At 36.9% G+C, this 26,282-nt stretch carries 23 protein-coding genes and 4 pseudogenes; 23 read left to right on the top strand and 4 right to left on the bottom strand.

Translation table 11 applies throughout. The features are described from left to right. Positions 1-66: 66 nt before the first annotated feature. The 19 genes and pseudogenes from ACQKMR_RS09640 (at position 67) to ACQKMR_RS09550 (ending at position 18,783) form a co-directional block, all read left to right on the top strand. Positions 67-1,005 carry a Phenylacetic acid catabolic protein gene (locus ACQKMR_RS09640; protein WP_427697103.1) on the top strand — a complete coding sequence of 313 codons (939 nt, stop codon included), beginning with the start codon at positions 67-69 and terminating at the stop codon, positions 1,003-1,005. Next, positions 1,006-1,332, top strand: a complete 327-nt coding sequence (locus tag ACQKMR_RS09635; RefSeq protein ID WP_427697102.1) for a metal-sulfur cluster assembly factor — start codon at positions 1,006-1,008, stop codon at positions 1,330-1,332. Then, positions 1,329-1,559 (top strand): hypothetical protein, encoded by a 231-nt coding sequence (locus ACQKMR_RS09630; RefSeq protein ID WP_427697101.1) that lies wholly within the window; start codon positions 1,329-1,331, stop codon positions 1,557-1,559. The genes ACQKMR_RS09635 and ACQKMR_RS09630 overlap by 4 nt, the downstream gene beginning before the upstream one ends. A gap of 1 nt (position 1,560) precedes the next feature. After that, the gene (locus ACQKMR_RS09625) at positions 1,561-2,211 is read left to right on the top strand and encodes a Phenylacetic acid catabolic protein (RefSeq protein WP_427697100.1); all 651 of its coding nucleotides are present in this window, start codon (positions 1,561-1,563) and stop codon (positions 2,209-2,211) included. Continuing rightward, on the top strand, positions 2,201-2,368 hold the full coding sequence (locus ACQKMR_RS09620; protein WP_427697099.1) for a hypothetical protein: 168 nt from the start codon (positions 2,201-2,203) through the stop codon (positions 2,366-2,368). The genes ACQKMR_RS09625 and ACQKMR_RS09620 overlap by 11 nt, the downstream gene beginning before the upstream one ends. Positions 2,369-2,395: 27 nt before the next feature. Beyond that, a pseudogene (locus ACQKMR_RS09615) lies at positions 2,396-2,476 on the top strand (hypothetical protein); the annotation flags it as partial. Between the two features lie 435 nt (positions 2,477-2,911). Next, positions 2,912-3,046, top strand: a pseudogene (locus ACQKMR_RS09610) (3-hydroxyacyl-CoA dehydrogenase family protein); the annotation flags it as partial. 176 nt (positions 3,047-3,222) lie between these two features. Next, on the top strand, positions 3,223-3,609 hold the full coding sequence (locus tag ACQKMR_RS09605; RefSeq protein ID WP_427697098.1) for a 3-hydroxyacyl-CoA dehydrogenase family protein: 387 nt from the start codon (positions 3,223-3,225) through the stop codon (positions 3,607-3,609). Beyond that, the gene (locus ACQKMR_RS09600) at positions 3,603-3,731 is read left to right on the top strand and encodes a hypothetical protein (RefSeq protein ID WP_427697097.1); all 129 of its coding nucleotides are present in this window, start codon (positions 3,603-3,605) and stop codon (positions 3,729-3,731) included. The genes ACQKMR_RS09605 and ACQKMR_RS09600 overlap by 7 nt, the downstream gene beginning before the upstream one ends. Before the next feature lie 78 nt (positions 3,732-3,809). Beyond that, positions 3,810-4,108: pseudogene (locus tag ACQKMR_RS09595) on the top strand (aldehyde dehydrogenase family protein); the annotation flags it as partial. 155 nt (positions 4,109-4,263) lie between these two features. After that, positions 4,264-5,817: a benzoate-CoA ligase family protein gene (locus ACQKMR_RS09590; protein WP_427697195.1), complete on the top strand. Its 1,554-nt coding sequence runs from the start codon at positions 4,264-4,266 to the stop codon at positions 5,815-5,817. A 167-nt stretch (positions 5,818-5,984) separates the two neighbouring features. Beyond that, the gene (locus tag ACQKMR_RS09585) at positions 5,985-7,790 is read left to right on the top strand and encodes an adenine deaminase C-terminal domain-containing protein (RefSeq protein WP_427697096.1); all 1,806 of its coding nucleotides are present in this window, start codon (positions 5,985-5,987) and stop codon (positions 7,788-7,790) included. A 1,730-nt stretch (positions 7,791-9,520) separates the two neighbouring features. After that, positions 9,521-11,131, top strand: coding sequence for a long-chain-fatty-acid--CoA ligase (locus ACQKMR_RS09580; RefSeq protein WP_427697095.1), 1,611 nt, complete (start codon positions 9,521-9,523; stop codon positions 11,129-11,131). A gap of 326 nt (positions 11,132-11,457) precedes the next feature. Next, positions 11,458-12,600 carry an MFS transporter gene (locus ACQKMR_RS09575; RefSeq protein ID WP_427697094.1) on the top strand — a complete coding sequence of 381 codons (1,143 nt, stop codon included), beginning with the start codon at positions 11,458-11,460 and terminating at the stop codon, positions 12,598-12,600. A 120-nt stretch (positions 12,601-12,720) separates the two neighbouring features. Then, on the top strand, positions 12,721-13,893 hold the full coding sequence (locus tag ACQKMR_RS09570; protein WP_427697093.1) for a thiolase family protein: 1,173 nt from the start codon (positions 12,721-12,723) through the stop codon (positions 13,891-13,893). Between the two features lie 114 nt (positions 13,894-14,007). After that, positions 14,008-15,156, top strand: coding sequence for an acyl-CoA dehydrogenase family protein (locus tag ACQKMR_RS09565; RefSeq protein WP_427697092.1), 1,149 nt, complete (start codon positions 14,008-14,010; stop codon positions 15,154-15,156). Between the two features lie 162 nt (positions 15,157-15,318). After that, positions 15,319-16,503, top strand: coding sequence for a thiolase family protein (locus ACQKMR_RS09560; protein WP_427697091.1), 1,185 nt, complete (start codon positions 15,319-15,321; stop codon positions 16,501-16,503). Positions 16,504-16,606: 103 nt separating this feature from the next. After that, entirely contained in the window at positions 16,607-17,011 is a 405-nt protein-coding gene (locus tag ACQKMR_RS09555; protein WP_427697090.1) for a PaaI family thioesterase, read from the top strand. Positions 17,012-17,169: 158 nt separating this feature from the next. After that, entirely contained in the window at positions 17,170-18,783 is a 1,614-nt protein-coding gene (locus ACQKMR_RS09550; RefSeq protein WP_427697089.1) for a long-chain-fatty-acid--CoA ligase, read from the top strand. Between the two features lie 143 nt (positions 18,784-18,926). On the opposite strand, the gene ACQKMR_RS09545 is transcribed toward ACQKMR_RS09550, so the two are convergent. Further along, complete coding sequence (locus ACQKMR_RS09545) at positions 18,927-19,460, bottom strand: hypothetical protein (RefSeq protein ID WP_427697088.1); 534 nt, start codon at positions 19,458-19,460, stop codon at positions 18,927-18,929. 699 nt (positions 19,461-20,159) lie between these two features. On the opposite strand from ACQKMR_RS09545, the gene ACQKMR_RS09540 reads away from it, so the two are divergent. Beyond that, positions 20,160-20,987, top strand: a complete 828-nt coding sequence (locus ACQKMR_RS09540) for a DNA alkylation repair protein (protein ID WP_427697087.1) — start codon at positions 20,160-20,162, stop codon at positions 20,985-20,987. A gap of 113 nt (positions 20,988-21,100) precedes the next feature. On the opposite strand, the pseudogene ACQKMR_RS09535 reads toward ACQKMR_RS09540, so the two are convergent. From ACQKMR_RS09535 to ACQKMR_RS09525, 3 genes and pseudogenes are all read right to left on the bottom strand, one after another. Further along, positions 21,101-21,337 (bottom strand): annotated as a pseudogene (locus ACQKMR_RS09535) (DinB family protein); the annotation flags it as partial. A gap of 208 nt (positions 21,338-21,545) precedes the next feature. Continuing rightward, positions 21,546-22,100 carry a hypothetical protein gene (locus tag ACQKMR_RS09530; RefSeq protein WP_427697086.1) on the bottom strand — a complete coding sequence of 185 codons (555 nt, stop codon included), beginning with the start codon at positions 22,098-22,100 and terminating at the stop codon, positions 21,546-21,548. A 400-nt stretch (positions 22,101-22,500) separates the two neighbouring features. After that, positions 22,501-23,100 (bottom strand): DJ-1/PfpI family protein, encoded by a 600-nt coding sequence (locus ACQKMR_RS09525; protein WP_427697085.1) that lies wholly within the window; start codon positions 23,098-23,100, stop codon positions 22,501-22,503. A 138-nt stretch (positions 23,101-23,238) separates the two neighbouring features. Between ACQKMR_RS09525 and ACQKMR_RS09520 the strand changes: the two genes are divergently transcribed. The 3 genes from ACQKMR_RS09520 to ACQKMR_RS09510 all read left to right on the top strand — a co-directional run bounded on the left by ACQKMR_RS09520 (position 23,239) and on the right by ACQKMR_RS09510 (position 25,773). Further along, complete coding sequence (locus ACQKMR_RS09520; protein ID WP_427697084.1) at positions 23,239-23,679, top strand: Lrp/AsnC family transcriptional regulator; 441 nt, start codon at positions 23,239-23,241, stop codon at positions 23,677-23,679. A 496-nt stretch (positions 23,680-24,175) separates the two neighbouring features. Next, a complete protein-coding gene (locus tag ACQKMR_RS09515; protein WP_056523459.1) occupies positions 24,176-24,367 on the top strand; it encodes a hypothetical protein in 192 nt (63 codons plus the stop codon). Between the two features lie 503 nt (positions 24,368-24,870). Next, positions 24,871-25,773, top strand: coding sequence for an aldo/keto reductase (locus ACQKMR_RS09510; protein ID WP_427697083.1), 903 nt, complete (start codon positions 24,871-24,873; stop codon positions 25,771-25,773). Positions 25,774-26,282 lie beyond the last annotated feature (509 nt).

Here is a 26,282-nt window from a genome sequence, read left to right as displayed (position 1 = left end):
GTAAATTATCATATTACTTATATAAGACGATAGTTCAAAAAACATAATATGATAGGAGAGGGAGATATGGCAGTATCTGCGAATGATTTGATGAGCAAGGTTCAATCTGGGTTTGTGGTGGAGAGATTAGAAGATATGGATGAAAATTATAAAAGGGCATTGAAACAAACTCTGATGATAGTTGGGGATACAGAGTTATTAAGTGTGCCGCCACTTCTGACTGTTTACAAAGATGCTCCTAATTTAAATTACAAAATAACAGCTCTTGCTGTGATGCAGGATGAAATTGGGCATGCGCATATTGCCTACAGGCTATTAAAGGATTTAGGAGAAGATGTTCAATCTTTGTTATACGAACGTCCGCCAAATAAATGGAAAAATCCATATGCCTTTGATTTTAAATTAAATAATTGGGTTGAGCTCGGTGTGTTTAATGGATTGTTTGACCGTGCAGGTTATACTCTGTTGGGAGATGCACATCAGCATACATCATACGGACCATGGAAACGTGCATTAGTCAAAGTAGATAAAGAGGAATTATTTCATTTAAGAAACGGTGAAATTATCATGAAGGCAGCTATGAAAGAACCTGAAACGGCTAAGCAGGTCCAAGAAGCACTTGATTGGATGTTTATTATGTCGCTGGAATTCTTTGGTGTAGCAGATAACTTAAAAAGTCGTTCATCCCAGCTTGATTATAAGTTGAAAGGAAAAACAAATGATGAATTAAGGCAAAAATGGATGTCAACAGCTGTTCCTTTCTGTGAATCTCTTGGGCTTAATGTTCCAGCCCAATACAATGAAGAGACCGGGAAATATGATTTGATTGTTCCCTTTCCATGTAAATTCGATGTTGAGAATAAGCGGTGGAAATACGATGAGCCGGATACATGGGATAATGTCATCCAGCGCTTTAAGCAGCGAGGTCCGCAAAATCAGGAATTTGTTAATCGAATTCAAAAAGGATATCAACAACTTGAAGAATATCGAAATGAGGCGATCTAGATGGAAAAGGTTTTTTATAAAGATCCCGTTCTTATCAATGCATTACAAGACGTTACTGATCCTGAATTTCCAATAAGCATTGTTGATATGGGATTAATTTATGGGGTAGAAAAACAAGAAAATAAGGCGCTTGTTACGATGACTTATACTTCAACAGGATGTGGGTGTATGCAATGGATTGAAAGTGATATCAAAAATCGGCTCCTTCAAGAAGCAAATATTAATACAGTGGAAATTGAAGTGGTTTGGAGTCCTGCCTGGACGGTCGATCAAATGAGTGAGGCAGGTAAACAAAAATTAAAGACTTGGGGGGTTAGTTCACGATGAATATTAAAGCAGTTCAACAGTTTGAATATGATGTGCTTTCCAGAATTAATCGAGGTGATGATTTAATGCATATTGGAACCGTCGAGGCCAACAGTGATGAGTTGGCACGTGTTTATGCACGTTATATTTACGACGAAGAAAAATGGGTGGAAATGTATATAGTCAAGAGGGAAAATATGATTTGCATTAGAGAAGTAGAACCATTTTTTAAGAAAAGGGTGGTTTAATATGGTGAATTCCAAAAATATCAATTATGAATTAATAAATTTAATAGAAACGATTGCTGATAACAAATTTATTTTAGGCGATCGTCTTGTCGAGGTCGGTGTGAGCGGACCAGACTTAGAAGGAACACTTGCAGCAATTGCGATGGCGCAGTCAGAGCTTGGACATGCGCGTCTTCTTTATAACTGGGGAGCGAATTTAAAAGGTGGGAAAGGTAACAAAAATGATGTGAAGGAACAAACGGGAAAAGCCTTCCATAGCATAGTTAAAATCGAGGACTGGATATCACTTATTGCAGGACTATACTGTATGAACACAGCGCTTAACACATTGATAACCGCTTTAACCAGTCATCAGAAAAGCAGTGAAATCGGGCTGCAATTTAATAAATTAGTAAAAGAACAGGAAGAACATATTTTGTATTCAAAAAGCTGGGCACTCAAGTTGCTAAATGATGGCGGATCTATACCGGCTCGTTTCATTAATGCTTTTAAGCTTTGTGAACAAGAAGTCATTACATGGATGAAGCAAGTGGAAAACAATATTGTTCTTGTTGAGAGTGATGTTCTTCTTGAAAATAGTAAGCTAGCTGATTCGTATAAGAATGCATTGATTCCAAGTTTAAGGGATGAGGAGATTGTAAATGCTCAGTGAAAAGGAAAAACCAACTTGTCCATTTTGTGATGGGAAAAATGTTGAGTTATATTCATCCTTCGGCACTGCACAGCTGGTTAGGCAGTACTATTGCCAGAGCTGTAAAACTGTTTTTGAAAGTATACGTTGGAATGGAACTGCTGCTACATCTCCTTAGCAAATTCAAGGAATCTAAACGGTCGGTGTAGTTGGTTCAGGGACAATGGGAAATGGAATTGCCCAGACTTTTTGCAAAGTGGATTATCCGTTACTTTATATGATATAGAAGCCGAAATCCTTGAAAGAAACTCTAGAAATATTATTACTAATATCGAAAAAATGAAAGTAAAGGCAAAATTTATCCTGAGCTGGCAGAGTCAGCAAAACTCACCGATGTATCGGGTTTAGACTTAATTATTGAAGCTGTACCGGAGATTAAATCTTTAAAAATAGAATTATTTAGAAGTTAGAGGCAGTTACTGACACTGAAACGATACTAGCAACTAATAAGTCATCCTCAAAGAATGGTTGGTATACATTTATTCAATTGAGTACCTCTAATGCCACTTATTGAAATTGTAAAAAGTTAATTAACTGACCAAACCACAATCGACAGAACAAGGGACTTATTACTCCAAATTAAGAAAAGGCCTGTAATATGTAAAGATACACCAGGCTTTATCGTCAATAGAATTGCCCATTCTTTTAAAATGAGTCCCTTAGAATTGTTGATGAAGGACTAGCCACACATGAAAAAGTTGACCGCATCATGAAAAAGGCTGGCGGGTTTAAAATGGGCCCATACTCCATAAAATTTTTGAAGGTTCTACAAAAATTGGATCTGCTAATCAATTAGCCGATTATGAAACAGAATTTTTTGATATCATTTGGGAAACAGAGCATGGCAATCTAGGAAACAAGAAAAAAACAATTCAGGCACTTGGAAAATTTGTTTTAAATAAACATTCAATTGTTATAACGAGTGTACTTTCTATTACTTGCACAGAAGTATTTAATTGGACAAATGGACATTTGAAAATTGTAGGATTTGCTTGTTTTCCAGACTTGGATTCTCAAAATCTGATTGAATTAACTTTGCCGTTAACTGGGGAAACCAACAATTTGAAAGCGGTTACTAAACAACTTGAAGATGTAGAATTAGAATCGGAATTTACTAAAGACCAAGTAGGACTAGTGCTTCCAAGGGTGCTTTCAATGATTATTAATGAAGCATTTTATGCTTTTACGCAAAAAATAGCTATTAAGGAAGATATCGATATAGCAATGAAGCTTGGAACAAACTACCCCAAAGGGCCGCTAGAGTGGGGAGAGCGTATTGGGCATGTGAAGTGTATTCTTTCTAACAAGGGTTATACAATAATTTACAGGAAGAACGATGTCGGGTGGCCCCATTGTTAAGAAAGTTTGTTATTACTGGTTGGAACGTTGAAGCATTTGCCCGGTATGAAAATTACAAACAGCAGATTAAGTCATATAACATGTCACGAATAGAGAATAAAGAACTACCTTTTACCACCTGAGACTCAATGAAAATTACAGAGTGAGAGATTTATCGGGTAGATGAAATGAAATCCCTATTCTTTTTTTGACAGTGCGGAGAAGAAGTATTCGGTCCAGTCGTTGTTGTCATGAAATCAATGAAAAAGAAGGAATTGAAATGGCAAACCACTCGATTCATGGTTTAGCATCTGTAGTTTGGACAATAACCCATGCAAAAGCGAATCGGGTAGCAGCAAAAATTAATGCCCGGATTGTTGATTAACAGCCAGATTTCTGCATTCCAGGGAACCCTATTTGGAGGTTATAAGCAGTCAGGATTTGGTAGAGAACTATCTCGTGAAACCCTTGGTTTATATACTGAAACGAAAAAAGTGTAGTCTCTTATGTAGGTGAATAGCAGTTAAATATGTTTGGTCTGTCAAAAGAATAATAGTTGGAGAAATTTCTATCAGAAAAATAAAGGATTTTAGAAAAAGGCAGGAAATCTATTAAGGTTATTGGGGGGAAATATGTGTGATAAAAACCGAGCATAAAATTAGAGGGTTGGGATCGATGTATAATGCATCTTATAATTTCTTTCAAAAAAATATAGAAGTAGGCAGAGGTGATAAAGCGGCGATTTTTTATGAAGATCGATTTTACACCTACCAAGAGATCGAAACATCTGCTAACCAATTTGGTGCTGCCTTAAAAGAGTTAAACACAGAGATGGAACAGCGCGTTTTACTATTATTAGATGACTCTCCAGAATTCATTATTGGTTTCTTTGGGGCAATTAAAGTTGGAGCGATTCCTATTCCTGCCAACACACTTTTACCTTTAAAGGATTATGAGTTTCTATTGAATAATAGTCGATCAAAAGTGTTGGTTACTACCTGTGAACGGTGGGAAGAATTAAAGGCTGTTAAGAATCGTTTACTCTTCTTAAAACATGTAATCCTAGTTGACGGGAAAAATCGAATCTTGAAAGAAGCTAATGAACACTCCTTTTACGATCTTATAAAGGGCCAAGATAAAGAATTGCCCCCCTGTTATAGCACTATTAATGATCAAGCGTTCTGGCTCTATACATCAGGTAGTACGGGTGAGCCAAAGGGTGTGATTCATCTTCAAACTGATATGGAAGAAGCCTATAAAAGTTACGCCAAAAATATTTTACAGATCACTGAAAATGACATTACTTTTTCTGCTTCGAAGCTTTTCTTTGCCTATGGTTTGGGAAATGGGATGTATTTTCCATTTGGGGCCGGAGCGACTACTGTATTAATGCCGGACCGACCGACTGCAGAGAAAGTGTTTGAGACGATTGAAAAGTATCGTCCTACCATCTTTTTTGGAGTTCCTACCTTGTATGGATCAATGCTCAACTACCTTGAGAAGACGAAAAAAAACTATGATCTCTCTTCGATAAGACTTTGCGTATCTGCGGGTGAGGCGTTGCCTGCCTCTTATATAGAACAATGGAAGAAAGTTTTTAATTTAGATATTATAGACGGAATCGGCTCAACGGAATCACTTCATATATATCTATCTAATCAAGTTAGTCAAATTCGGCAAGGGAGCACGGGGAAGATTGTTCCAGGTTATGAAGCTAAAATTGTGAATGAAGATGGTCATGAAGCTGCAGTGAATGAAGTAGGAGATCTTTTAATTAAGGGTGAAAGCATTGCGGCATCGTATTGGAATCTCAATGAAGAAAATAAAAAGAAATTTATTGGTGATTGGCTTGTGACGGGAGATAAATATTTTAAGGATGAAGATGGTTTTTATTGGTATGCCGGAAGAATTGATGACATGATGAAGGTGAATGGAATCTGGGTATCGCCAATAGAAATTGAAAACGCTCTCTTATCACATCCCGATATATTAGAAACTGCTGTTGTCGCAGTAAAGGACGAAAATAATTTAATTAAACCAAAAGCCTATATTGTATTAAAAGCTGGTGTCGAACCGAGGGAAGAACTGAAACTTGAATTTAAAGGATTTATCAAAAAGGTGTTGGCACCATATAAATATCCCCGTGTCATTGAATTCGTGAATGAGTTGCCAAAGACTACAACAGGGAAAATTCAAAGATTTAAATTAAGAGAGACTGAAACAAGTTAATTGTAAAACCTAAACAGAAAAAAGTAATGACTACCCTAAAAGCTAGTCAAATTTGCCCTAGAGTATGGGAGCAGCGCAGAAGCCTATCATAGTGTAATGGATATTCATCTCGTAGTTTTTAATTAGCAGAATGATTTATAACGAATCTAAAGAATATTCAAATAGGGATGGGGAGGCGAAGAATAGTGAAAGCAAGAGCAATGAGAGATGAATTAATTGAAGTGGCGCAAGGGAAACGACCCGCTGATATTTTAATTAAAGACGGAACAGTGATTAATGTGTATTCTGGTGAATTCCTAAAGCAAAATATCGCTTTGTATAAAGATTGCATTGCATATGTTGGGGAAAGTGAAGGTGTCATAAGTGAAAATACAACTGTAATTGATGCCAATGGATTGTACGTTTCTCCAGGGTTCATCGAAACACATGCACATCCTTGGGTTGTATACAATCCGGTGAGTGTTACTGCAAAGGTATTGCCGCTGGGCACTACGACGACAGTAAATGATAATTTGTTTTTTTATTTACACATGGGTGCCTTGGGGTTTAAACAACTTGTAGATGATATAGAGAAATTGCCAGGGAACTTTTTCTGGTTGATTAGATTAGTTTCGCAGGCCATATACCCAGGGGAAAGAGAATGGTTTAACCAAAAGGATATAATTGACCTCCTATCACTAGAAGATGTACTTGGAACAGCAGAAGTGACTCGTTGGCCGCTATTATACAATGGGGACCCAGTGTTATTAGACATTATAGATGAAGCGAAAAAGATGGGAAAAGTATCTGATGGCCATAATGCCGGGTGTTCTTATGAAAAATTAAATTCGATTGCAGCTTCAGGGATAAGTGCCTGTCATGAAGCTATTACAGTGGAAGAGGCCTTGGACCGTTTAAGGTTGGGATTGTGGACAGTACTTCGAAATAGTTCGCTGCGTCCAGATTTGTCAGAGATAATCAAGCTGATCACAGAGGGAAATGTAAGTACGAATAGAATCTTAATGACAACAGATGGCCCGCATCCATCTTTTATCGAAAAAGAAGGATTTGTTGATGGGCTAGTTAGGCAAGCCGTGGAATTGGGTGTACCCGTTATGGAAGCAATTCAAATGGTAACCATTAATGCAGCTACATATCTCAAGCAGGACGATTTTATTGGAGGAATAGCTCCAGGAAAAAAAGCGGATATTTTACTTTTGCCTGACCTCGTTCAGTTCCGTCCGGATTTAGTAATCTCAAACGGAGAAATAGTGGCTGAAAAGGGAAAATTAACTATACAGATGCCTAACTTTGATTGGAGTAAATATTTATCGGAAAAACCATTTTCATTTTCAAGAGAGATTTTAGGAAACCCTGATCTGTATCTTTTCCCACAAGCATCTTCAAGCAACTCAGTACCGGTTATTTTTTTTCGAAGTAATGTAATAACCCAACGAAAAGAATTGGAGCTTCCAATTAAGAATGGATTTGTAGATCTAACAGATCAAGAAGGTCTTATGTATGCAACTCTAATCCATAGAAATGGGGAATGGGTGACAAAAGGAATATTAGAAAAGTTTGCAATTAATTTAGATGGGATGGCCTCAACCTTTAATACAACTACTGATTTGCTTACAATCGGCAGAAATCCAGAAGCAATGGCTATAGCTGCTGCACGTGTCTATGAAATGGGGGGAGGGGTAGTAATTGTTGATGGTGAGGAAATCATTCTTGAAATCCCATTACAGCTTACAGGTATGATGACTACTGATCCTTCATTTGATAAGGCAGTAGAATTTAATGATAAATTATTATCGGCACTTCAAGCACGAGGATTTCCTTTCCATGACATTCTTTATACTTTATTGTTTTTAACTTGTGATTTTCTTCCGGGGCTCCGTTTAGTTCCCTTTGGTCTATACGAAGTAAAAACCGAAAAAATCTTGGTACCCTCCATACCCATGACTTACTTTTCAAACGAAATTAAAGCTTAAGTTAGACATGATGAGATTTAACTAGATTCTTGAGTTGTAAACAAAACTAGCAACTTAATTAAAGGAAAGCAGAATTCATTTAACCTTACAAAGGGCGACATTGTGAAGTAACTAAAGCCGAATTTCTCAATGTTATCAGCGAGAAATTCGGTCTTTTTATATAGAGGTATCGCAAACATAAAAAAATTCGCGTATTTTCCTGACGCTACCATTCTAGGTAGCCATTAAACGAACTAAGCCTTTCTCCAATGTTAATCCAAATGCGAAATCTACTATGTTGTTTAGTCTTTATTCTCCTGGTAGTTTACCTGTTTCATCGAATTATTTCTAAAAAACCCTAGTAGTTCTTCCTATCCTAGTTCAAAAGAACTGATCGCATGGTGAGAAAGCTTTAACAAATTAGCAGAGAAATTCTCTTCTAAAACATATTAATAAAAGCTAAGTACTACTCCTTGCATGCATTCCGAGAAGACCTTGTAATCGGGTTTCTTCTAGCTTTTTTAGATAAGAAACTGTACCTCAGATTGCCCTTGTCCATTTCCAATACTTCATAAAATAATCCCCTAGGTTCTAAGAAAAGTGGGCATTTTAGTCTTCTTCTAATTGATATGCCCACATTGGACGATCCTTTATAAAATCTATAATTTGAATTCCTAATAGAACATATCGTTGACACATTAAAAGGCAGTGACAAATTCCTAAATGTGACCTTTTGGTAACATTAAAAATCACCAAAGAGTGGAGCTAACTATAAAATTAAAAGAAGAAAGGAGGATAAATGATGATTAACTGCCACATCAAATTATGATAATCGCGCCTTCTGAAAAAGTATACGAAGCCATTACCACAACTGAAGGATTTAAGGGTTGGTGGACAACAGATGCTAAAGCTGAACCTCAAGTAAGAAGCATTGCTGAATTTTACAATCGTCAAGCTATTTTCCAAATGCACATTGATCAGCTTTAACCAGGTGTATGGACAGTCCAACATGATATGCCAGGATGGAAAGGTACAAAAATTCGTTTCGATTTGAATGTTAATGAAAACGGAGCGACGATTGTATACTTTAATCATTCTGGATGGGAGTGAATGGAAGGGCCATATGGGATGATTAAAACAACTTGGGGTTCACTTATGCTGAAGCAATATGTGGAAGGAAACAACCCAGGTGCGTGGCATCAAGGATAAATAAGATATAAAACAGAAAATATGTAGAGTTTTTATAGAAGCAGAAATATATCATATTTACCATAAAGATCAGGATGCATTTGCTTTGGAAAGCCAAAGGAGGGCAAAAATCTGGAGATTTCATTTCATAAATCGTTCTAGATGTATTTTTGCATGCTTTCCTAGAAGATTGAAAAGTCCCATTCTAGCCCAGCTGGATGGGATTTTTCAATCTGGAAAGATTCTTGTATGACTCATATTAGAAAAACAAAACTTTGTATAAAGAAAAGAAGGATGGAACTCGTTAAATTCCAAAATCACACTCTTATATTGAGAATTATTCTTAACTCTATCGAAAATTCAAAAATGAATTATTGGTTTTTAGATGAATCCTTAAAAGTAATGATTTTTAAGAGAATAAAATTCATTAATGAATTGATTCATTTCGAAAATTCAAGTTATTTACACCTATATATATCTTGGCATGCAAGTTGCATTGATAAATAAGTATAAAGCGAAAATGGAAAAATATGAAGATTTGTTACTAAGTGGAGGGATAAATGGTGCGTAAAACAGTAAATCACCCATGGGAGCAATGGTATGGAGAAAGAATGAAGTCATTAAAGCTACCGGAAATATCCGTCTATAAACTACTTGATATAACAGCAAAAAAGTTTCCTGATCATACAGCTATTATTTTTGAAGACAATTTAATAGACTATAAAAATCTGAAATGGCAGGTGGACAAACTTGCAGGTAAATGGAAAGAATTAGGTTTCGTGAAAGGAGAACGAATTGGTCTGATGATGGCCAATCATCCATTTTTTATTGTCAGTTATTACGCTGCGCAGGCTCTTGGTCTTATTGTTGTACAGCTGAATCCATTGTATAAACCTAGAGAACTATTGCAAATTTTATTAGACTCAAATGCTAAATATATTGTGTTTGATCAAACTGCTGCGAATACTGTTGAAGAAACGAAAGGGATATATGACTTTGTAGCTTGCATTAATACAGATGACGAACATAATGACTCTCATTCTCTTCGTTCAATGATTGAATTTGGAGAAGCAATTAAAAAGCCTGAATGTATAAATCCCTATGAAGATACTTCTGTTATTCAATACACCGGTGGTACTACAGGGAAGATGAAGGGGGTTATGCTTACTCATTATAACTTGACATCCAACGTAGTACAGAGCTCTGAAATGTACGGGGATTCAATGATACCAGGGGAAGAAATCGTCTTGGCATCAACACCTCTATATCATGTTTACGCAATGACAAGTGCAATGAATTTAGGTATCTATATTGGAGCCTCTATTCTATTATTTCCTAAATTCGAGCTCCAAAATGTACTTAATAACATTAAAAAGTATCGTCCAACTTTTTTTCCAGGAGTTCCAAAGATGTATAACGCTTTTGTCAATCACCCAGAAATCGAAAACTATGGACTGGATTGTATAAGAAATTGTTCTTGCGGATCAGCTCCACTTCCAGTTGAGGTAATGAAGCGATTTGAGGTGCTGACCGGTGCCAAAATTGGTGAAGGCTTTGGTTTATCAGAAGCTTCGCCATCCACTCACCGTAATCCACCCTTTGGGAAAAGAAAAATAGGAAGCATTGGCATTCCCTTTCCAGGCACAGACTGTATGATTATTGATGATGATAATAATGAAGTACCAAACACAGGTGTAGGAGAATTACTTATAAAAGGCCCACAAATTATGAAAGGTTACTGGAATAATGAATCTGAAACAAAAAAGGCATTACAAAATGATTGGCTATACACGGGTGATCTCGCTGTGATGGATGAAGAAGGTTATTTCTACATTGTCGGGAGAAAAAAAGAAATGATGATAGTTGGAGGGTTTAATATTTATCCCCAAGAGGTGGAAGGAGTTCTATATGAACATCCGACAATTAAAGAGGCTGCTGTAGTAGGCATACCGCATAAAGAAATAGGTGAAGTAGTAAAAGCATTTATTGTACCGAAAGAAAACGCCTCCATTGATCTTGATGAAATAGAAGGATATTGCTATTCACAGTTGACCCCCTACAAGGTGCCAAAAGAATTTGAAATTAGAAAAGAACTGCCGCGGAATACAGTAGGTAAACTTTTAAAAAGATTGCTTATAAAAGAAGAACTTGAAAAGGAGGAGAAAAGTGATTAAGGAAGAATGCATGAAAGATCATCAGAACGAAAACAAAGTCATTTTATAAGATTTTCATTCAAATAGATAGAGACAAGACGGCATTTTTCACTGGCGGAACAGATGAAGAAAGAAGTGCTTATAGTTGTATTAATTAAGTAATCATTTATTAGATTAAATTCGAAGTGTGTGAACACAAAAAAAGAAAAGAGGAATTCAAATGCGTTGGGTTGTTCTCATTCTATTATTCTTTGGGGCCGTTATTAACTTTGCTGATAAATCAATCATTGGACTTGCAGCTGTACCTATCATGAAAGAATTTGATCTTTCTTATGCTGAGTGGGGACTTGTCGGAAGTAGTTATTATTGGCTATCCGGTAACAGGTATTTTCGGGGCAGCGTGGGCGGATCGACTTGGGGCAAAAAAAGTACTTGGATTCATCATGCTGACTTGGACTGTTTTGCAATTCGGGGTTTTGGCCATTACTGCTTTGCCCTTGCTGATTCTCTACAGAGTTTTACTAGGTGCATTTGAAGGACCTTATAGCCCAGTTGCTTACAGTCACGCGGATAAGTGGTTTCCACCGAAACTAAAAGGATTTGCTAATTCGGTAGTGGTTGGCGGCGGAACTGTTGGAGCGATGATTGTTGCGCCAATCCTCGTTTCATTAATAACCATTTTCGGATGGAAGGTTGCCTTTGCTGCTCTTGGTGCAGCAAGTCTTGTTTGGTTCTTCCTATTTCAATTTTTAACAAAGGAAAATCCTGTTGAAGTATATGAAAAAGTAGAGAAGAAAAAGAAAGAAAAACTAGAGAAAATTAAAGTGAAAGATTTTCTGGTGCTTCTAGGGTCACCTACTGCTTTATTTACTACCCTTGCTTACTTTTCAACCTATATCCTTGTTGTTTGGTTTTCAGTTTGGCTGCCGATTTATTTAGTGGAAGCCGTTAAGATGACTCCCGGTCAGATGGGATCAAGTGTGGCAATAATCGGAGTCGTTTCCGTTTGTATTTATATGGGTGTTTCTATGCTGTCTGATTATTTATTTAAGAAAAATCAAAATTGGCGGTCATCAAGAGTATTCATTGTCGCTGGAGCAATGGTCTTAGGTGCAATATTTTTTTCATCAATCATGGTTTTTCAAAATCCAATTTGGGTGATTCTTGCGATGTGTTTAGCAAAGGGCCTTACATATGCCATATTACCAATAGGTCCAACGATTATGATCAATGAGATGCGTGAACGCGGTGGATTGATGACAAGTATTTTAACTTCATCAGGTAACTTAGCAGGGATTATTGCTCCACTTTTAACCGGCTATATCATAAGTTTAGCTGGAGGAAATAAAGTAATGGGCTATAACTTATCGATTTTGTTCATGGCTATTCTTGTTTTGGCTTTTGGCATACTATTTGCCATATTTGTAAAACCGTCTAAATCAAAAGGGAATAAAGATGAACAGAAAGACTATAATCTTAAATCCTCATAAGTTTGCTCTAAATAGCTGATTAAATAAATGATACCATTGGGAATATTTGATAGTTTATCTTTCTTGAAAGCCTTGATATGAAAAGGGATGAATTACAATGAAAAAGGAGCGGATGTAGAAATGAATAGAGATGCGGTCATTGTTTCAGCAGTACGAACAGCAATTGGGAAACAAGGAGGCGAACTAGCGTCAGTTCCCGCCCACGTATTTGGTGCTGAAGTGATAAAAGAAGCTTTAAAACGAGCAAATGTAAATTCTGAAATGGTCGATGATGTTATTTTTGGGAATGTTTTAAGCGGCGGTGGAAACATCGCCAGGTTAACCGCGCTTCAAACAGGCCTTTCTATCAAGCTGCCGGGCCTGACAGTTGACCGTCAGTGCGGTTCAGGAATTAATGCTGTCAATCTAGCTGCACAGGCAATCTGGGCTGGTGATGGAGAAGTTTATATCGCAGGTGGAGTTGAAAGTATGAGCCGGGCGCCTTACTTGATGGATCGTCCAGAGAAAACATACAGTTCAATGCCCCCGAAGTTCAGAAAATCACAGTTGTCTTCAAAAGAAATCGGTGATCCGCCAATGGGAATAACTGCTGAAAACTTAGCTGAAAAATATGAGGTCACCAGGGAAGAACAAGATGAATTCGCTTTCCAAAGCCAGAAAAAGATGGCTAGAGCAATGGAAGAGGGGCGTTTTAATGAGCAAATTGTTCCAGTGAGCATTCCAGTTAGAAAAGGAGAGCCTATCGAATTCAAATTTGATGAACATCCACGCCCGCAAATAACTAAAGAAGGGCTAGCAAAATTATCTCCAGCGTTTTTAGAAGGTGGATCCGTGACCGCTGGCAATAGTTCAGGGTTAAATGATGCCGCATCTGCCCTGGTTATTATGTCGAGGGAGAAAGCAGATGAACTTGGGAATAATCCGTTAGCAACAATTAGAGCACATGCTGTTGCAGGTGTAGATCCAAACATTATGGGAATCGGACCTGTTCCCGCTATAAGAAAGGTAATGGAAAAGTCAGGACTTTCCTTAAATGATATGGACATTATTGAAATTAATGAGGCCTTTGCAGCTCAAGTGATTGCTTGTAACAGGGAGCTTGATATGAATCCTGCAAAAGTGAATGTGAATGGCGGGGCCATCGCACACGGACATCCACTTGGTGCTACAGGTGCAATTCTTATTACGAAAGCAGCCTATGAATTGAAGCGATCTGGCGGTAGATATGCTCTTATTACAGCTTGCATTGGGGGTGGGCAGGGAATTGCTACGATTATTGAACGAGAGTGCTGATTTTTTGCTTATCACTCTCTAGGAAAAATGCGTAAAAAAATGGACTATTTCGATCGTAATCTTATTAGTTAGCTAAAAAAAATAAGTGAACAGACTTAAGGAGGAGTATGAATTATGACGATTACTTTAAATAAAGAAATGCTGCAAATGAAGAATATGATACGTAATTTTGTTGAAAAAGAAGTAGAGCCTTATGCTCAACAAATTGAAGAAGAAGATGCCATCCCGCAGCATTTAGTTGAAAAATCCAAAGAACTTGGTTTATTCGGGATAAGCATTCCTGAACAATACGGTGGAATTGGCTTGAATGCGGTAGAAAAGGCTACCGTTTTAGAGCAGTTAGGAAGAACACATAATGGATTTGTTTCTTTAATTAGTGCTCACACCGGGATTGGAAGCACAGGTCTTGTTAAGCTTGCATCCGAACATTTGAAAAATAAATATTTGCCTGAAATGGCAGCTGGTAACAAAATTGCTGCCTTTGCTCTATCCGAGCCCGGTGCAGGATCGGATGCAACAAATTTGGCAACAAGCGCAGAGAAAAAAGGTGATTATTGGGTTATGAATGGAACGAAGCACTTCATCACTAACGGGCCGATTGCTGATGTCTATACGGTATTTGCCTTAACCGATAAAGAGAAAGGGGCAAAAGGCGGAATTACTGCATTTTTATTAGAAAGAGATTTTCCCGGCTTAACTGTCGGTAAAAAGGACAAGAAAATGGGATTAAGAGGATCGTATACATCCCAAGTTATTTTCGAAGATTGTATCATTCCAGAAGAAAACGTAATTGGTGAAGTTGGAATGGGGTATATGTCAGCACTAAAAATCTTAGGAGAAGGGCGTGTCGGGCTAGCAGCAAGAGCGGTTGGATCATGCGGCAAATTAATTGAATTATCTGCCAAATATGCGAAAGAGCGTATTCAATTCGGCAAACCAATTGCGGACAACCAGGCAATCCAATGGATGCTTGCAGACATGGCAACGGAAACAGAAGCGGCAAGAACTTTAACAATGATGGCAGCGCAAAAGATTGATGAAGGGAAAAAGGTGATTAAGGAAGCATCAATGGCAAAACTGTTTGCTTCTGATGTTTTTAATCGAGTGGCGGATAAGGCTGTTCAAATTCACGGGGGTATGGGGTATATGACGGAATATCCAGTTGAGCGTTTTTATCGGGATGCCCGCATTACTAAGATTTATGAAGGAACAAATGAAATTCAACGATTAATAATTGCTAGGAATGTCTTGGAAGTGTGTTAAACGTCTTTTGTCTCTTAAACCATGGACATAAGAATTAAAAAGTAAGGAGTTAAGGGATCTGGTAAAAAGGTAAAACTACTGAAGCCAGCGAGAAATACGGATAAAGCATAGTGGTGGAAAAACCTGTACATTTGCAATGAAAATTTCAAGGGGGAGAACGAAATGGGAGAAGAGATTGTAATCGTGAGCGCGGTCCGTACACCAATTGGACGATACGGAGGTGCGTTTAAAGAAATTAGTTCGGGTCATTTGGCGAGTATTGCCATCAAAGAAGCGATCAAACGGGCTAATATAGAGGCCGAACAGGTCGATGAAGTTATCATGGGAGAGGTTAGACAAACGACCGAATCGTCCAATGTCGCGAGAGTGGCAGCACTACGTTCAGGAATTCCTGATTCTGCACCCGCTTTTACAGTGAATCGATTATGTGCATCAGGAATGCAGGCCATCACTTCAGCTGCTCAGCAAATAAGCTCTGGTCAAGCTAATATAGTCGTTGCAGGAGGTACGGAAAATATGAGCCGTTCACCTATTTATTTAAGAAGTGCCCGTTTTGGTGGTGACCGGACTAAACTTGTAGATTCAAATACTGAAGCTGGACAACAACCACAAGAAATTTACGGAGAAAACTTAGGAATGGGGATCACAGCTGAAAATGTCGCAAAGCGATACAATATCTCTAGGGAAGAACAAGATGCTTTTTCGGTTGGAAGCCAACGAAGAGCGGCTAAAGCAATAGAAGAAGGAAAGTTTAAGGATGAGATAGTTCCTGTCCGGGTTATTGATAGGAAGAGTACGGTTACAATTGAAAAAGATGAATACCCTCGCCCTGACACCACTAGGGAAAAGCTTGCAAACTTAAAGCCGGCATTCAAAGAAAATGGAACGGTTACCGCTGGAAATGCATGCGGTCGAAATGACGGAGCTTCTGCATTGGTATTAATGAAGGCTAGTGAGGCTGCACGGTTACAATTAAAACCAATTGCAAAGGTTGTAGATTGGGCGACTGCGGGGGTTTCTCCTGAAGTGATGGGAATCGGTCCGGTGCCAGCCGTTGGGAAACTATTGGAACGTACCGGGAAAAAAGTAGAAGAAATTGGCCTTTTCGAATTAAATGAAGCGTTTGCCTCACAGGCATTGGCAGTAATTCAGGATTTAGGCCTTGATGAAAACAAGGTCAATGTTAATGGAGGCGCAATAGCACTCGGACATCCAGTTGGATCAACGGGTGCCCGTATTGTGACAACATTAATACATGAAATGATTCGCAGGGAAGAAAGATATGGAATTGCTACCCTTTGTGTTGGCGGCGGTCAAGGAATGGCCATTATGATCGAAACGATTTAAAGAATGTCATTTAAAGGAGTAGAAACTCATTATGTTTCTGCTCCTTCGGTACATAAGGTAGATGGATGTAATAACAAGGGAACTAGAGAGGAGAAGTGACATTTTGTCTGTTAAAGTGGAGGATATTCGCAACCTATTCGAAAGTAGTTCATTCTTTTCACATATAGGGTTTGAAATCGTTCGATTTGAAGAAGGGAATGTTCTTTTAAAGCTAAATATCGAAGACCATTTACTCAATGTTAATGGAACACTACACGGAGGTATTCACGCTACCATGTTGGATACTATTCTTGGAATGGTGACTCGTTCTGTGACTAAATCTAAGGTAGTGACGACAAGCCTAACCGTTCATTATCTATCTAGTATGTCATCAGGAGAATTATTTGCGGAAGCAAAAGTCCTTCAACAAGGATACAAAATTGCCTTTACAGAGGGAGAAATTAAGGATTCCAAAGGCAATATTATTGCAAAAGGTACTGGAGTATTTAAACTAATTCGTGATAAATGAAAATGTCATAACCGGTTGTTAATGATATTCAGGTTAAAGTGATAGTCAAGAATCACTAATAAAGGTTTAATAGAGAAGAGTCAAAGAAAGTAGATGTTTTTAAAGGATTTGGTGTGTTGCGCTTTTATTTGGAGAAATAGTATAAGGGACTGAGGAAATTGAATAGAACTTGGCATGAATTTTATCCGAAAGAGACTCCTTTAGAAATTGAGATTCCATTATTGTCATTATACGATTTATTAGAACATTCGGCTCAACAATATCCAACTAATAAAGCAGTTATAGATGGTGAGAAGGAACTAACTTATTTGGAATTGAAGAATGCATCAGATCGTTTCGCTGCGGACTTATATAATAGGGGGTTTCAGAAGAACAATCGCATAGCACTCATGCTGCCAAATTGTCTAGAATATATTATTGCCTATTATGCTATTCATCGTTTGGGTGGTGTGGTTGTTCAAGTAAATCCCTTGTATCAGCCAAATGAATTAGACTATATTTTACGGGACTCCGAAGCCACATGGTTTATTGGGAAGGATGAACAAAAGAAAAAGTTAGAGCAAACCGGTTTGACTGACAAGTTTACGATTATTTTAGCTAGTAATTTATTGGAAAACGGCCTTTATTCTTTGAGTGTGGCAGAAAATAAAGACCTTCCTGCATTGGATATTAAACCGAAAGAAGATATAGCGGTTCTTCAATATTCTGGAGGAACAACAGGGAATTCTAAAGGGGTCATGCTTACACATTTTAACTTAATCTCCAATGTCTATCAAGATTTTACATTTACGGCAAATGCCCTTCAACTCCAAAGACCAGGTGAGCGTATGCTTGGATTGACACCATTATTTCATGTGTTCGGTAATGGACGTTTGAATAGTTCTGTTTATGCTGGATCGACTTATATCACTTTAGATAAGTTTGAAATTAACAAGGTGGTAGATTTAATTCGGAAACACCGGCCCACCATTTTCCCAGGCGTTCCGACTATGTATATCGCCCTACTAAATCATCCGGAATTGACTGCTGACGATTTAAGTTGCTTTAAATATTGTAGCTGCGGTTCAGCCGCCCTCCCGATAGAGGTCATTAATCAATTTGAAAAAAAATTGGGTATTTCGATATCTGAAGGGTTCGGAATGTCGGAAACTTCACCTACCACTCATCGGAATCCTGTAATAGGTCAAAGAAAGCCAGGAAGTATTGGAATCCCGTACCCTAATACCGATGCTAAAATTGTGGATATCGAAACAGGAACACATGAATTGCCAACAGGCAAGGCAGGTGAACTGATCATTAAAGGACCGCAGGTGACGAAGGGTTACTGGAAAAATCCAGTGGAGACTGCAACGGCTTTGCGAGACGGTTGGTTATATACTGGGGACATCGCGACGATGGATGAAGAAGGATATTTCTATATTGTAGGCAGGAAGAAGGATATGATTATTGCTAGCGGATATAATATTTACCCTATTGAAGTGGAAGATATAATCTATCAGCACCCGAGCGTAGAGGAAACATGTGTTTTTGGAGTACCAGATACATATCGAGGGGAAACAGTCAAAGCGGCCATTGTCCTAAAGAAAGGGATGCGTGTAACGGAGCAGGAAATCAGGGATTTCTGCTATAAACGCTTGGCAAGATATAAGGTGCCGAAGAGATTTGAGTTCAGGAAACAATTGCCAAAATCTACAGTAGGGAAAATATTGCGGCGGATATTATTGGAAGAAGAAACCGAGAAGCCAGCTACAATAAAAAAAGGGGAAAGCTAAGCGTACTTGTTTAAAAATTCAAGAATAAGTGATTCAGAGCTTAAACTATTCATATAAAAGTCAAGAAAGAACCCTAAATATTGGGAACCTTATAAAGGTTGCCCTTATTTAGGGTTTTCTATCGTTTTTTAATAACTACTTATCTATTTTCCTTTTAGAGAAATAGTAAACGAAGTCCCCTCAACTAATAATTCATGAGAAACACCATCTGCTATATCATCTGTTGTAAAGGAAAAGGAAGTGAGCTCATCAATGTTTTCTTCTGAATCAATTAATAAGCTAATTATTCCTTTTCTAGTTTCCCCTGGTTGGTAATCTGATCGACTGACTTTCTTTGTCCCAATAAAAGTATCCCCGGAGTGGATGAAATTTTTAGACGGCACATTATATGTAAGTTCATTATTAAATGTAACATCTTCCATGCTGAAAAATTGGAGCTCCTTCGAGTCTTTATTTTTCACAGAATAAGTTATTTCAAGATAAGAAACCTCGTCGCCAACATCTGTTTTAGACCACGCAGCCCGTTGATCGATTTCCTCCATGCTTAAATTCTCTTTATAGTATATCGAATAAGCTTCCTCAAAACTTAATCCCGTATAGGACTTGAGCTCTTCTTTTGCCACTTCTTCGAGGGAGGATAATTGAATCCTGCGGATATCCTTGATTGTGATGACCATAGGCGCTAATTCAAATGACTCATTTATTGACTTTGTCTCTAGTAAAGTGAAAGTTCCCCAATTTTTTTGATGGACCTTATCGCCAACTTTATCGAGATGGCTCCCACCATATTCCTGTACCTCAGGAATATTGACTTCCTTAACTTCAGCATTTTTCTGTTTTTTTGGTTTATTTTCGCTGTTGAAATAATAGAAGGTTAATACACTTACTAAAATAAGTATTAATCCTGCAATTGTTGATATGACCCATCTTTTATGGATATCTCTTCACTCCTTGTTTTAAACCATTGATGTAACAATCTTTAATATACCATTTTTTCGCCAATGGTGAGATTAAGTACCTGAAATTGACAGGTTAGTTTAATATAAATTTATTTTATGTGTTAAAATTTGGATATGGGAGAGTTAGAGGTATTTGACTTTTTAAGACTTGTTTTTATTATTAGTTTATTTGTTATATTGACTATTTTATTTGCTAAGAGAACTCGAACAAAAGACCATTAAATGGCGTAAACCTCAGATGGTAAAGAACAGGTTAAGGGGATTTATCAAATTAAAATGTTAATAATTATCACATCCGAGTAGCTAAATACAATGATTTAATGGTGTGGCAACAAAAAACCTTGACCATTATTTGATTAAATTTAGATATAAATTGGTACCGTCAATAATTTTGTGTAAATGCGAGGAGGGAACTATATGGTAGTGAAAGAAGCCATCTTAAACAGAAAGGGAGCCAAGAAAGCAAGTGAAATTCCTAATGAGGTATTACAATTACTAAATCAAGGGAAATTAGAGAGTGTTAATCTAACAGAATGGCTAGTTATAAACCATATTGTATTAATTAAAAATGTCTTCCCGTCAATAGGACTTGAAGGTAGTTTAGAATTTGTAGTAGCTGAATTGGAAAAGCAGAACGCAAAAACTGGAATGAAAGCCATTCGAATGACAGGAGCTTTATTGGATAAAGTTATACTCAAAGAAAGTGAAAGAAAAAAGAAAGATTTAATCAATAAATGCTCCAATCATGTTTCTGATAGCGTGCGATGTTGGGCGGCATTTATGAATAAAAACCCTAATGATTCATTAGAAGATAAATTGTCGTATATCCGACCTTTTGCAGCAGATCATCATTTTGGTGTTCGAGAAATTGCTTGGATGTCTATTAGAGGAGACCTTTCACAAGATATAGAAAAAAGTTTGGAATTGTTAGTAGACTGGGCAAAAAGTGAAAATGAGAATATTCGCAGGTTCTCTGTAGAATCTATTCGTCCTCGTGGCGTATGGACTAAGCATATTGAAATATTAAAACAAGAACCTGATAAAGCATTTCCTATTCTTAATTTACTTAAATCAGATCCATCTAAATATGTCCAAGATTCAGTTGGAAACTGGCTAAATGATGCTAGTAAAACCAAACCAGATTGGGTAATCGACCTGTGTGAAGAATGGACAAAGGATACTGATATAAAGTCAACTAGTAGAATTATAAAAAAAGCCAAAAGAACAATATTGAAAAAAAATTAATCTTTTATAAAAAGAATAATCTGAATAGATATGACAAGAGCGTGTTTTGACCAATCTTTTTTTCAAAACAGACTCTTCATATTTGCTTTTATATCAAGGTTAAAAGTGTTAATTTAATCAAGTTTTATTTTAAAGCTCACTAAAAGTAATTTTATCTCTTGTATTTGTTCTATGTGTCGCTGTTCATTCAAATATATCTGTTCAATCCATTGATCAAGAGGTAATTCACCTAAAGCAGGATGCTTCACTGATTTTTCCGCCAATATGGATTAATCTTTTATAGTACTAAGAAAAGTCATCAATTTTTTTCTCGAATCGTTAAACAAATCAATTATTTGCGTAACTTCAAATATCCAAATAGTTATATAACTACTCATTCGATGCAAAATTCAAAAGACTATTTTCCAACATATAATAATAGAGGTTAATTATTTTAACCCTGGTAAAGATTATTGGGTTATTTCTGATTAAACTACTGGGCAGGTTAGTTAAAGTAAAACAATTATAGGAAGACAGTACACTTCCAATAATGGAACTAACCTGCCGTTTTAGTTTGCCTTAAAAAGCGGTGACATCGGGATCAGCAGTATGAGATTGTTTTGGGAATAGGAATCCTGTAGTGTAGGGTGACGATTGACCTTTTAATCGAAAAGCTTTTTCAATTTCAACCGCAGCACGCCGTGCATCTTCTACGGTTCGCTTGCCAGTAACAATTTCGTTCATCAAGTTTAAAGCCATAAAATTCGCCGCTTCTTGATCGCATTTAGCTGTAGCTTCACCAGCCGTTCGGTCTGGATATAAACTACCATCAAACTGTGCTAATTCATCAAAAAATTGAACAGGAACTTTATAATCAATGGTTTGTTCCAAATAATCAAGATGGGGAGTCGGAGTGTTATGAGGTACTGTATCAAGATGAACAATCGTACGCTTCCAAGGACCATTGTTATACCAGATGATTCTTTTTGAACTTGCTTCATTAGGTAAACCATATTTATTGATTAACAAATAAACTGTATTTTTTGGTTCCCCAGTCCATCTCTCCAAAATTTGATCTAAAATTGGATGAATACTGGGATGTTGACGATAAAAATCGCTATGTCCATAATCCATATAAAATCCCTCCTGACATATTTTATACTGGTAATTTGTCTATAGTTACAGTGGGCAGATTGGAAAGCACAAACAAGAATGTGAATAATTGTACTTAAACAAACGGGTAGCTTTAGTTGAAGAAAAATAGACCGTCTTTGAAGTGAACCCAAAAAGTTAGACACTTTATTTAATTAGGCAGCCATGAGGGCATGAACCCGGTAATCTACTGGGCTCATGCCTTTTAATTTCACTTTGATTCGTCGGTAACAAGCACTTAGAGATAATTGTAGCTTTATAAAAATGTTTGATAATCGTAATAAACCTTCATAAATGAGCAGAAAGAAAGAGCATGTTTTGAAAAACGATTTGATCAAAGTATGCTCTTTTATTATTTCATCTCTTTCTACTTTGCATTTCTTTATTGTACTTTTGTATAGGCAAATCCCATGAGGTCTTTAACATGATGTGCATTTTCTTTAGATGTCAGCATTTCAAGCAATAGAAAGGCTACATCAAAAGCAGTACCTGGATTTGAAGATGTGATAATATTTTTGTCTTGAACAATTCTCTCATTTTGTACGTTTTGGCAGAAATTCTTTAACTGCTCTTTTCTTTTACTCGTTGGATGATCGTAAGTTGTAGCTTTTCTATCTATGAGAATGCCACTTTTACCTAGTGCTAACGATGCAACACAAATACTAGCAATAGGTTTCTGTTTTTCGTGAAAATGCCGGATAATGTTTAAAAATGACTCACTGAATGCGTCTTCATAAAAGCCGGCCTCTTCAAATCCTCCAGGAATAGCCAGTGCATCGAATTCATCTAATTGAATGTTATCAACAGTTTTTTCGGGTACGACGGTGAAATTCCATGTGCAATTTAACTTATCCCGAAGACCAACTGTCACAACCTCAGTCGAACCGTCCCCTTCCCATTTATTCCAACCAAGCACATCTGTAAATACGCTAGCCTCCACAGCTTCAAAGCCATCAGCTAATAACAATAATATTTTTTTCATCTAAATCTCCTCCAATGTATTCATTGTATGAGACTATAGGGGTATATTACATAAGTTCAAAAAGGATATTTGTTTGTTTTTATTTAAATAATAAAGAATTTAGGTTATTCTATTTTATAAAAAAAGGTGAGGGGAAATATGGATCAAGTAGATAAAAAAATAGTGAGGGAATTGCAATTAAATGCGAAAATTTCTATGAAGGAATTAGCAGAAGTAGTTCATTTATCTTCTCCAGCAGTTACAGAGCGTGTTAGAAAGCTAGAAGAGCAGCAAATTATTGAAGGTTATCATGCACATGTCGCATTGAAAAAAATGAATCGCCCAATGTGCGCTATTATATTGTTTGAGTCGAAGGATTGTAAAGCATTAGCGAACTTTTGTCATAACCATCCGGATGTACTTGAGTGTTATCGAGTAGCAGGCGAAATTAGCTATATAGTCAAATTAGCAACACATTCTGTCGAGAGTTTAGAACAATTTATCGATGCGTCAATGCAATATGGCACACCTTCAACAAACATTGTGTTATCTTCCCATAAAAAAAAGGAAATAGAACCTTTTATAGTGGAAGAACAATAATTTGAGTTATGTTGTCATGAGTAGAGAATTTATTGAACAAAGAAATTATTTTTGATTTGGACAGTCGATAATATCAACAACTTTTTTACCCGAAAAACGAATTATACTAAATGTTTAACAAACTCGTTTACACTTCAGAAGCGAAAGTCTTCAACTAATTGGTGCTTTACTTCAATAAGGGAGTTGCTTCGGCAGTCTTTTACTTATGTAGTTAATGGGGGAGGTTAGTTACAAGGGCTTCATTCGTTACAAGTTAGGCATGGACGTTCTTTTGAATAAGGGGAATTACCGTTTATTATTGCATATCACGTTCCATTTTACCAAGCTTTTAAACATAACGCGTCTCCTTCTTCATATTTTAATTATGTATGATGGAAAATAGGTAGATTATTCTTTCATTTTAGTTTCCTGTCTAAAACCGTAGTTGTCTTCGATCGAAAAGAAAACGCTTTCAATTAATGCTGATTTTTTGTATAGTTGAATTAGGAGGTGCTTTATGGAGGAAGAAAAAAGTTCTCTTTACGATAGACTACCTTTAGATTTATTGGCCGGATTCTTTTATGAAATAAATAAGAACATAGAAAAAGGAATCTTATCAAATGCCATGTATCATGAAATTAGATTGATTGAACAATCAGCCTTAAAAAGAGGTATCTCACTTGAATATTCACATGATAAGGCTTATTAATAAAGAATAAAATTTTTAACTCCTAGCTTGTAGTATGCTGGGAGTTAATTTTATTTTTGAACATTTATGTATAGTACATTCAATGGTGGCATCAGTAAAAGGTAGATTTATAACATATGTATTTGGGACAATTCTTATGAGATATTTTGAGTCTAAATTAAGGTGATTTGATTATATCTCAATAGACTTTACTCTATTGAGAATGTGAAGATTTCTACTTAAAATAATTTTTGGTAAAATATAGAGAACAAGGATATAAAAAAGGGTAATGCTTAGTGAAATTCTTAGTGTACTAAATTATACTTATTATTTTATCACTCTTAATAGAGAAATTTTTTAATGATATGGGTTGGTGTAGAAAAGAAAAAGATATCCGAAACTTTTGGTAAGAATATTGACCTTTAAGGAAGAGGTCCAATATTTTAAAAGAAGAATTAATCAGTATCCCAGCAAGCGTACTAATTAGCCATGCCAATCAGGCTATATAAAAGGAGAGAAAAAACATGCAAAGAGTCAAACTAACGGAAGACCTTAGTCTTTCACGTATTGTTCACGGTATGTGGAGATTAGCAGATTGGAATTTTTCCAACGAGAAAATCCTATCTCTGATTGAACATGGAATGGAACGAGGTGTAACTACATATGATCACGCAGATATATATGGTAGCTACACGTGTGAAGAAATATTTGGGAACGCTCTTTCATTAAAGCCTTCTTTACGCGAAAAAATGGAGATCGTTACGAAATGTGGCATAGTCGTACCATCAGATAACCGTCCTTCTCATATAACTCACCATTACAACACTAGTAAATCTCACATTCTAAAGTCAGTTGAACAGTCTCTTATGAACCTTAAAACGGATTATATTGATTTGTTACTTATTCATCGTCCGGATCCACTAATGGATCCAATGGAAACGGCTGAGGCTTTTAATCAGTTAAAAGAATCTGGAAAAGTACGTTACTTTGGAGTTTCGAACTTCAAAAAAGCGCAATGGGATATGCTTCAATCTTATCTTGAATATCCTCTTGTGACGAATCAACTCGAACTTTCTGCATACAATCTCGAAAACTTTGAAGACGGTACTATTAACTTATGTCAAGAAATGGGTGTGGCTCCAATGGCATGGTCACCTCTTGCAGGAGGAAGTATCTTTGAAGAATCGAATGAAAAAGCTGTCCGCTTAAGACAAACGTTACAGATTGTAAAAGAAGAAATCGGTGCAAACGGAATAGATGAAGTTATGTATGCATGGCTTTTGAATCATCCTGCAAAAATCATACCAATTGTTGGATCAGGTAAGAAAGAACGACTTGATAGCGCTATAGCTTCACTAAACCTAAGCATGCAACGAGAACAATGGTTTAGCATTTTAACAAGCTCTATGGGACATGATATCGCTTAATGGGAAGGGAACGTTTTTGGGACATTGATAACTAAAAGTACTAAATTGCATTATGAGTGGACTTTTTAAACTAACAGGTATGATCGCTTAATATTGGAGCTGTCTATAAGGCTGTAAAAAAGCTAAAAAAGAGGATAATAAATCCTCTCAGACTGTAGACAAACTCGATGAAAATCGAGTTTGTCTACAGTTTTTTTGAGGGTTTTAAAAATTCGAACGTTGATTTCCACTCGCTTTCCGCGGGCGGTCCGGGAGCCTCCTCGGCACCTTTGCGCCTGTGGGGTCTCCCTTGGACGCGCTTTTCCCGCAGGAGTCTCGCACCTTCCGTTCCAATCAACTTTGTTTTAACAATTAGATAGAACCGCTTTTGCCTACAGTCCTTTTTGTTTTAAAATAGGAGTATTAAAACTTAGATGATGACGATGCTTTCGAAACATAATTCTATTCAGCGAGATCAACTTGAAATGATTACTTTGGATCAACTGGTGCCAGCGAACCATTTGGTTCGT

The organism is Peribacillus sp. NPDC096540, assembly GCF_050278525.1.
GTDB lineage: Bacteria > Bacillota > Bacilli > Bacillales > DSM-1321 > Peribacillus.
This window is presented reverse-complemented; position numbering and strand designations above follow the sequence as displayed.

Excerpts from the sequence above, each read along its gene's own strand:
- ACQKMR_RS09545 (WP_427697088.1), bottom strand. The coding sequence starts at position 19,460 with ATGGTCATCACAATCAAGGATATCCGCAGGATTCAATTATCCTCCCTC.
- ACQKMR_RS09565 (WP_427697092.1), top strand. The coding sequence starts at position 14,008 with ATGACGATTACTTTAAATAAAGAAATGCTGCAAATGAAGAATATGATA.
- ACQKMR_RS09515 (WP_056523459.1), top strand. The coding sequence starts at position 24,176 with ATGGAGGAAGAAAAAAGTTCTCTTTACGATAGACTACCTTTAGATTTA.
- ACQKMR_RS09630 (WP_427697101.1), top strand. The coding sequence starts at position 1,329 with ATGAATATTAAAGCAGTTCAACAGTTTGAATATGATGTGCTTTCCAGA.
- ACQKMR_RS09540 (WP_427697087.1), top strand. The coding sequence starts at position 20,160 with ATGGTAGTGAAAGAAGCCATCTTAAACAGAAAGGGAGCCAAGAAAGCA.
- ACQKMR_RS09530 (WP_427697086.1), bottom strand. The coding sequence starts at position 22,100 with ATGGATTATGGACATAGCGATTTTTATCGTCAACATCCCAGTATTCAT.
- ACQKMR_RS09625 (WP_427697100.1), top strand. The coding sequence starts at position 1,561 with ATGGTGAATTCCAAAAATATCAATTATGAATTAATAAATTTAATAGAA.
- ACQKMR_RS09640 (WP_427697103.1), top strand. The coding sequence starts at position 67 with ATGGCAGTATCTGCGAATGATTTGATGAGCAAGGTTCAATCTGGGTTT.
- ACQKMR_RS09590 (WP_427697195.1), top strand. The coding sequence starts at position 4,264 with ATGTATAATGCATCTTATAATTTCTTTCAAAAAAATATAGAAGTAGGC.
- ACQKMR_RS09570 (WP_427697093.1), top strand. The coding sequence starts at position 12,721 with ATGAATAGAGATGCGGTCATTGTTTCAGCAGTACGAACAGCAATTGGG.
- ACQKMR_RS09525 (WP_427697085.1), bottom strand. The coding sequence starts at position 23,100 with ATGAAAAAAATATTATTGTTATTAGCTGATGGCTTTGAAGCTGTGGAG.
- ACQKMR_RS09560 (WP_427697091.1), top strand. The coding sequence starts at position 15,319 with ATGGGAGAAGAGATTGTAATCGTGAGCGCGGTCCGTACACCAATTGGA.
- ACQKMR_RS09635 (WP_427697102.1), top strand. The coding sequence starts at position 1,006 with ATGGAAAAGGTTTTTTATAAAGATCCCGTTCTTATCAATGCATTACAA.
- ACQKMR_RS09520 (WP_427697084.1), top strand. The coding sequence starts at position 23,239 with ATGGATCAAGTAGATAAAAAAATAGTGAGGGAATTGCAATTAAATGCG.
- ACQKMR_RS09510 (WP_427697083.1), top strand. The coding sequence starts at position 24,871 with ATGCAAAGAGTCAAACTAACGGAAGACCTTAGTCTTTCACGTATTGTT.
- ACQKMR_RS09585 (WP_427697096.1), top strand. The coding sequence starts at position 5,985 with ATGGGGAGGCGAAGAATAGTGAAAGCAAGAGCAATGAGAGATGAATTA.
- ACQKMR_RS09620 (WP_427697099.1), top strand. The coding sequence starts at position 2,201 with ATGCTCAGTGAAAAGGAAAAACCAACTTGTCCATTTTGTGATGGGAAA.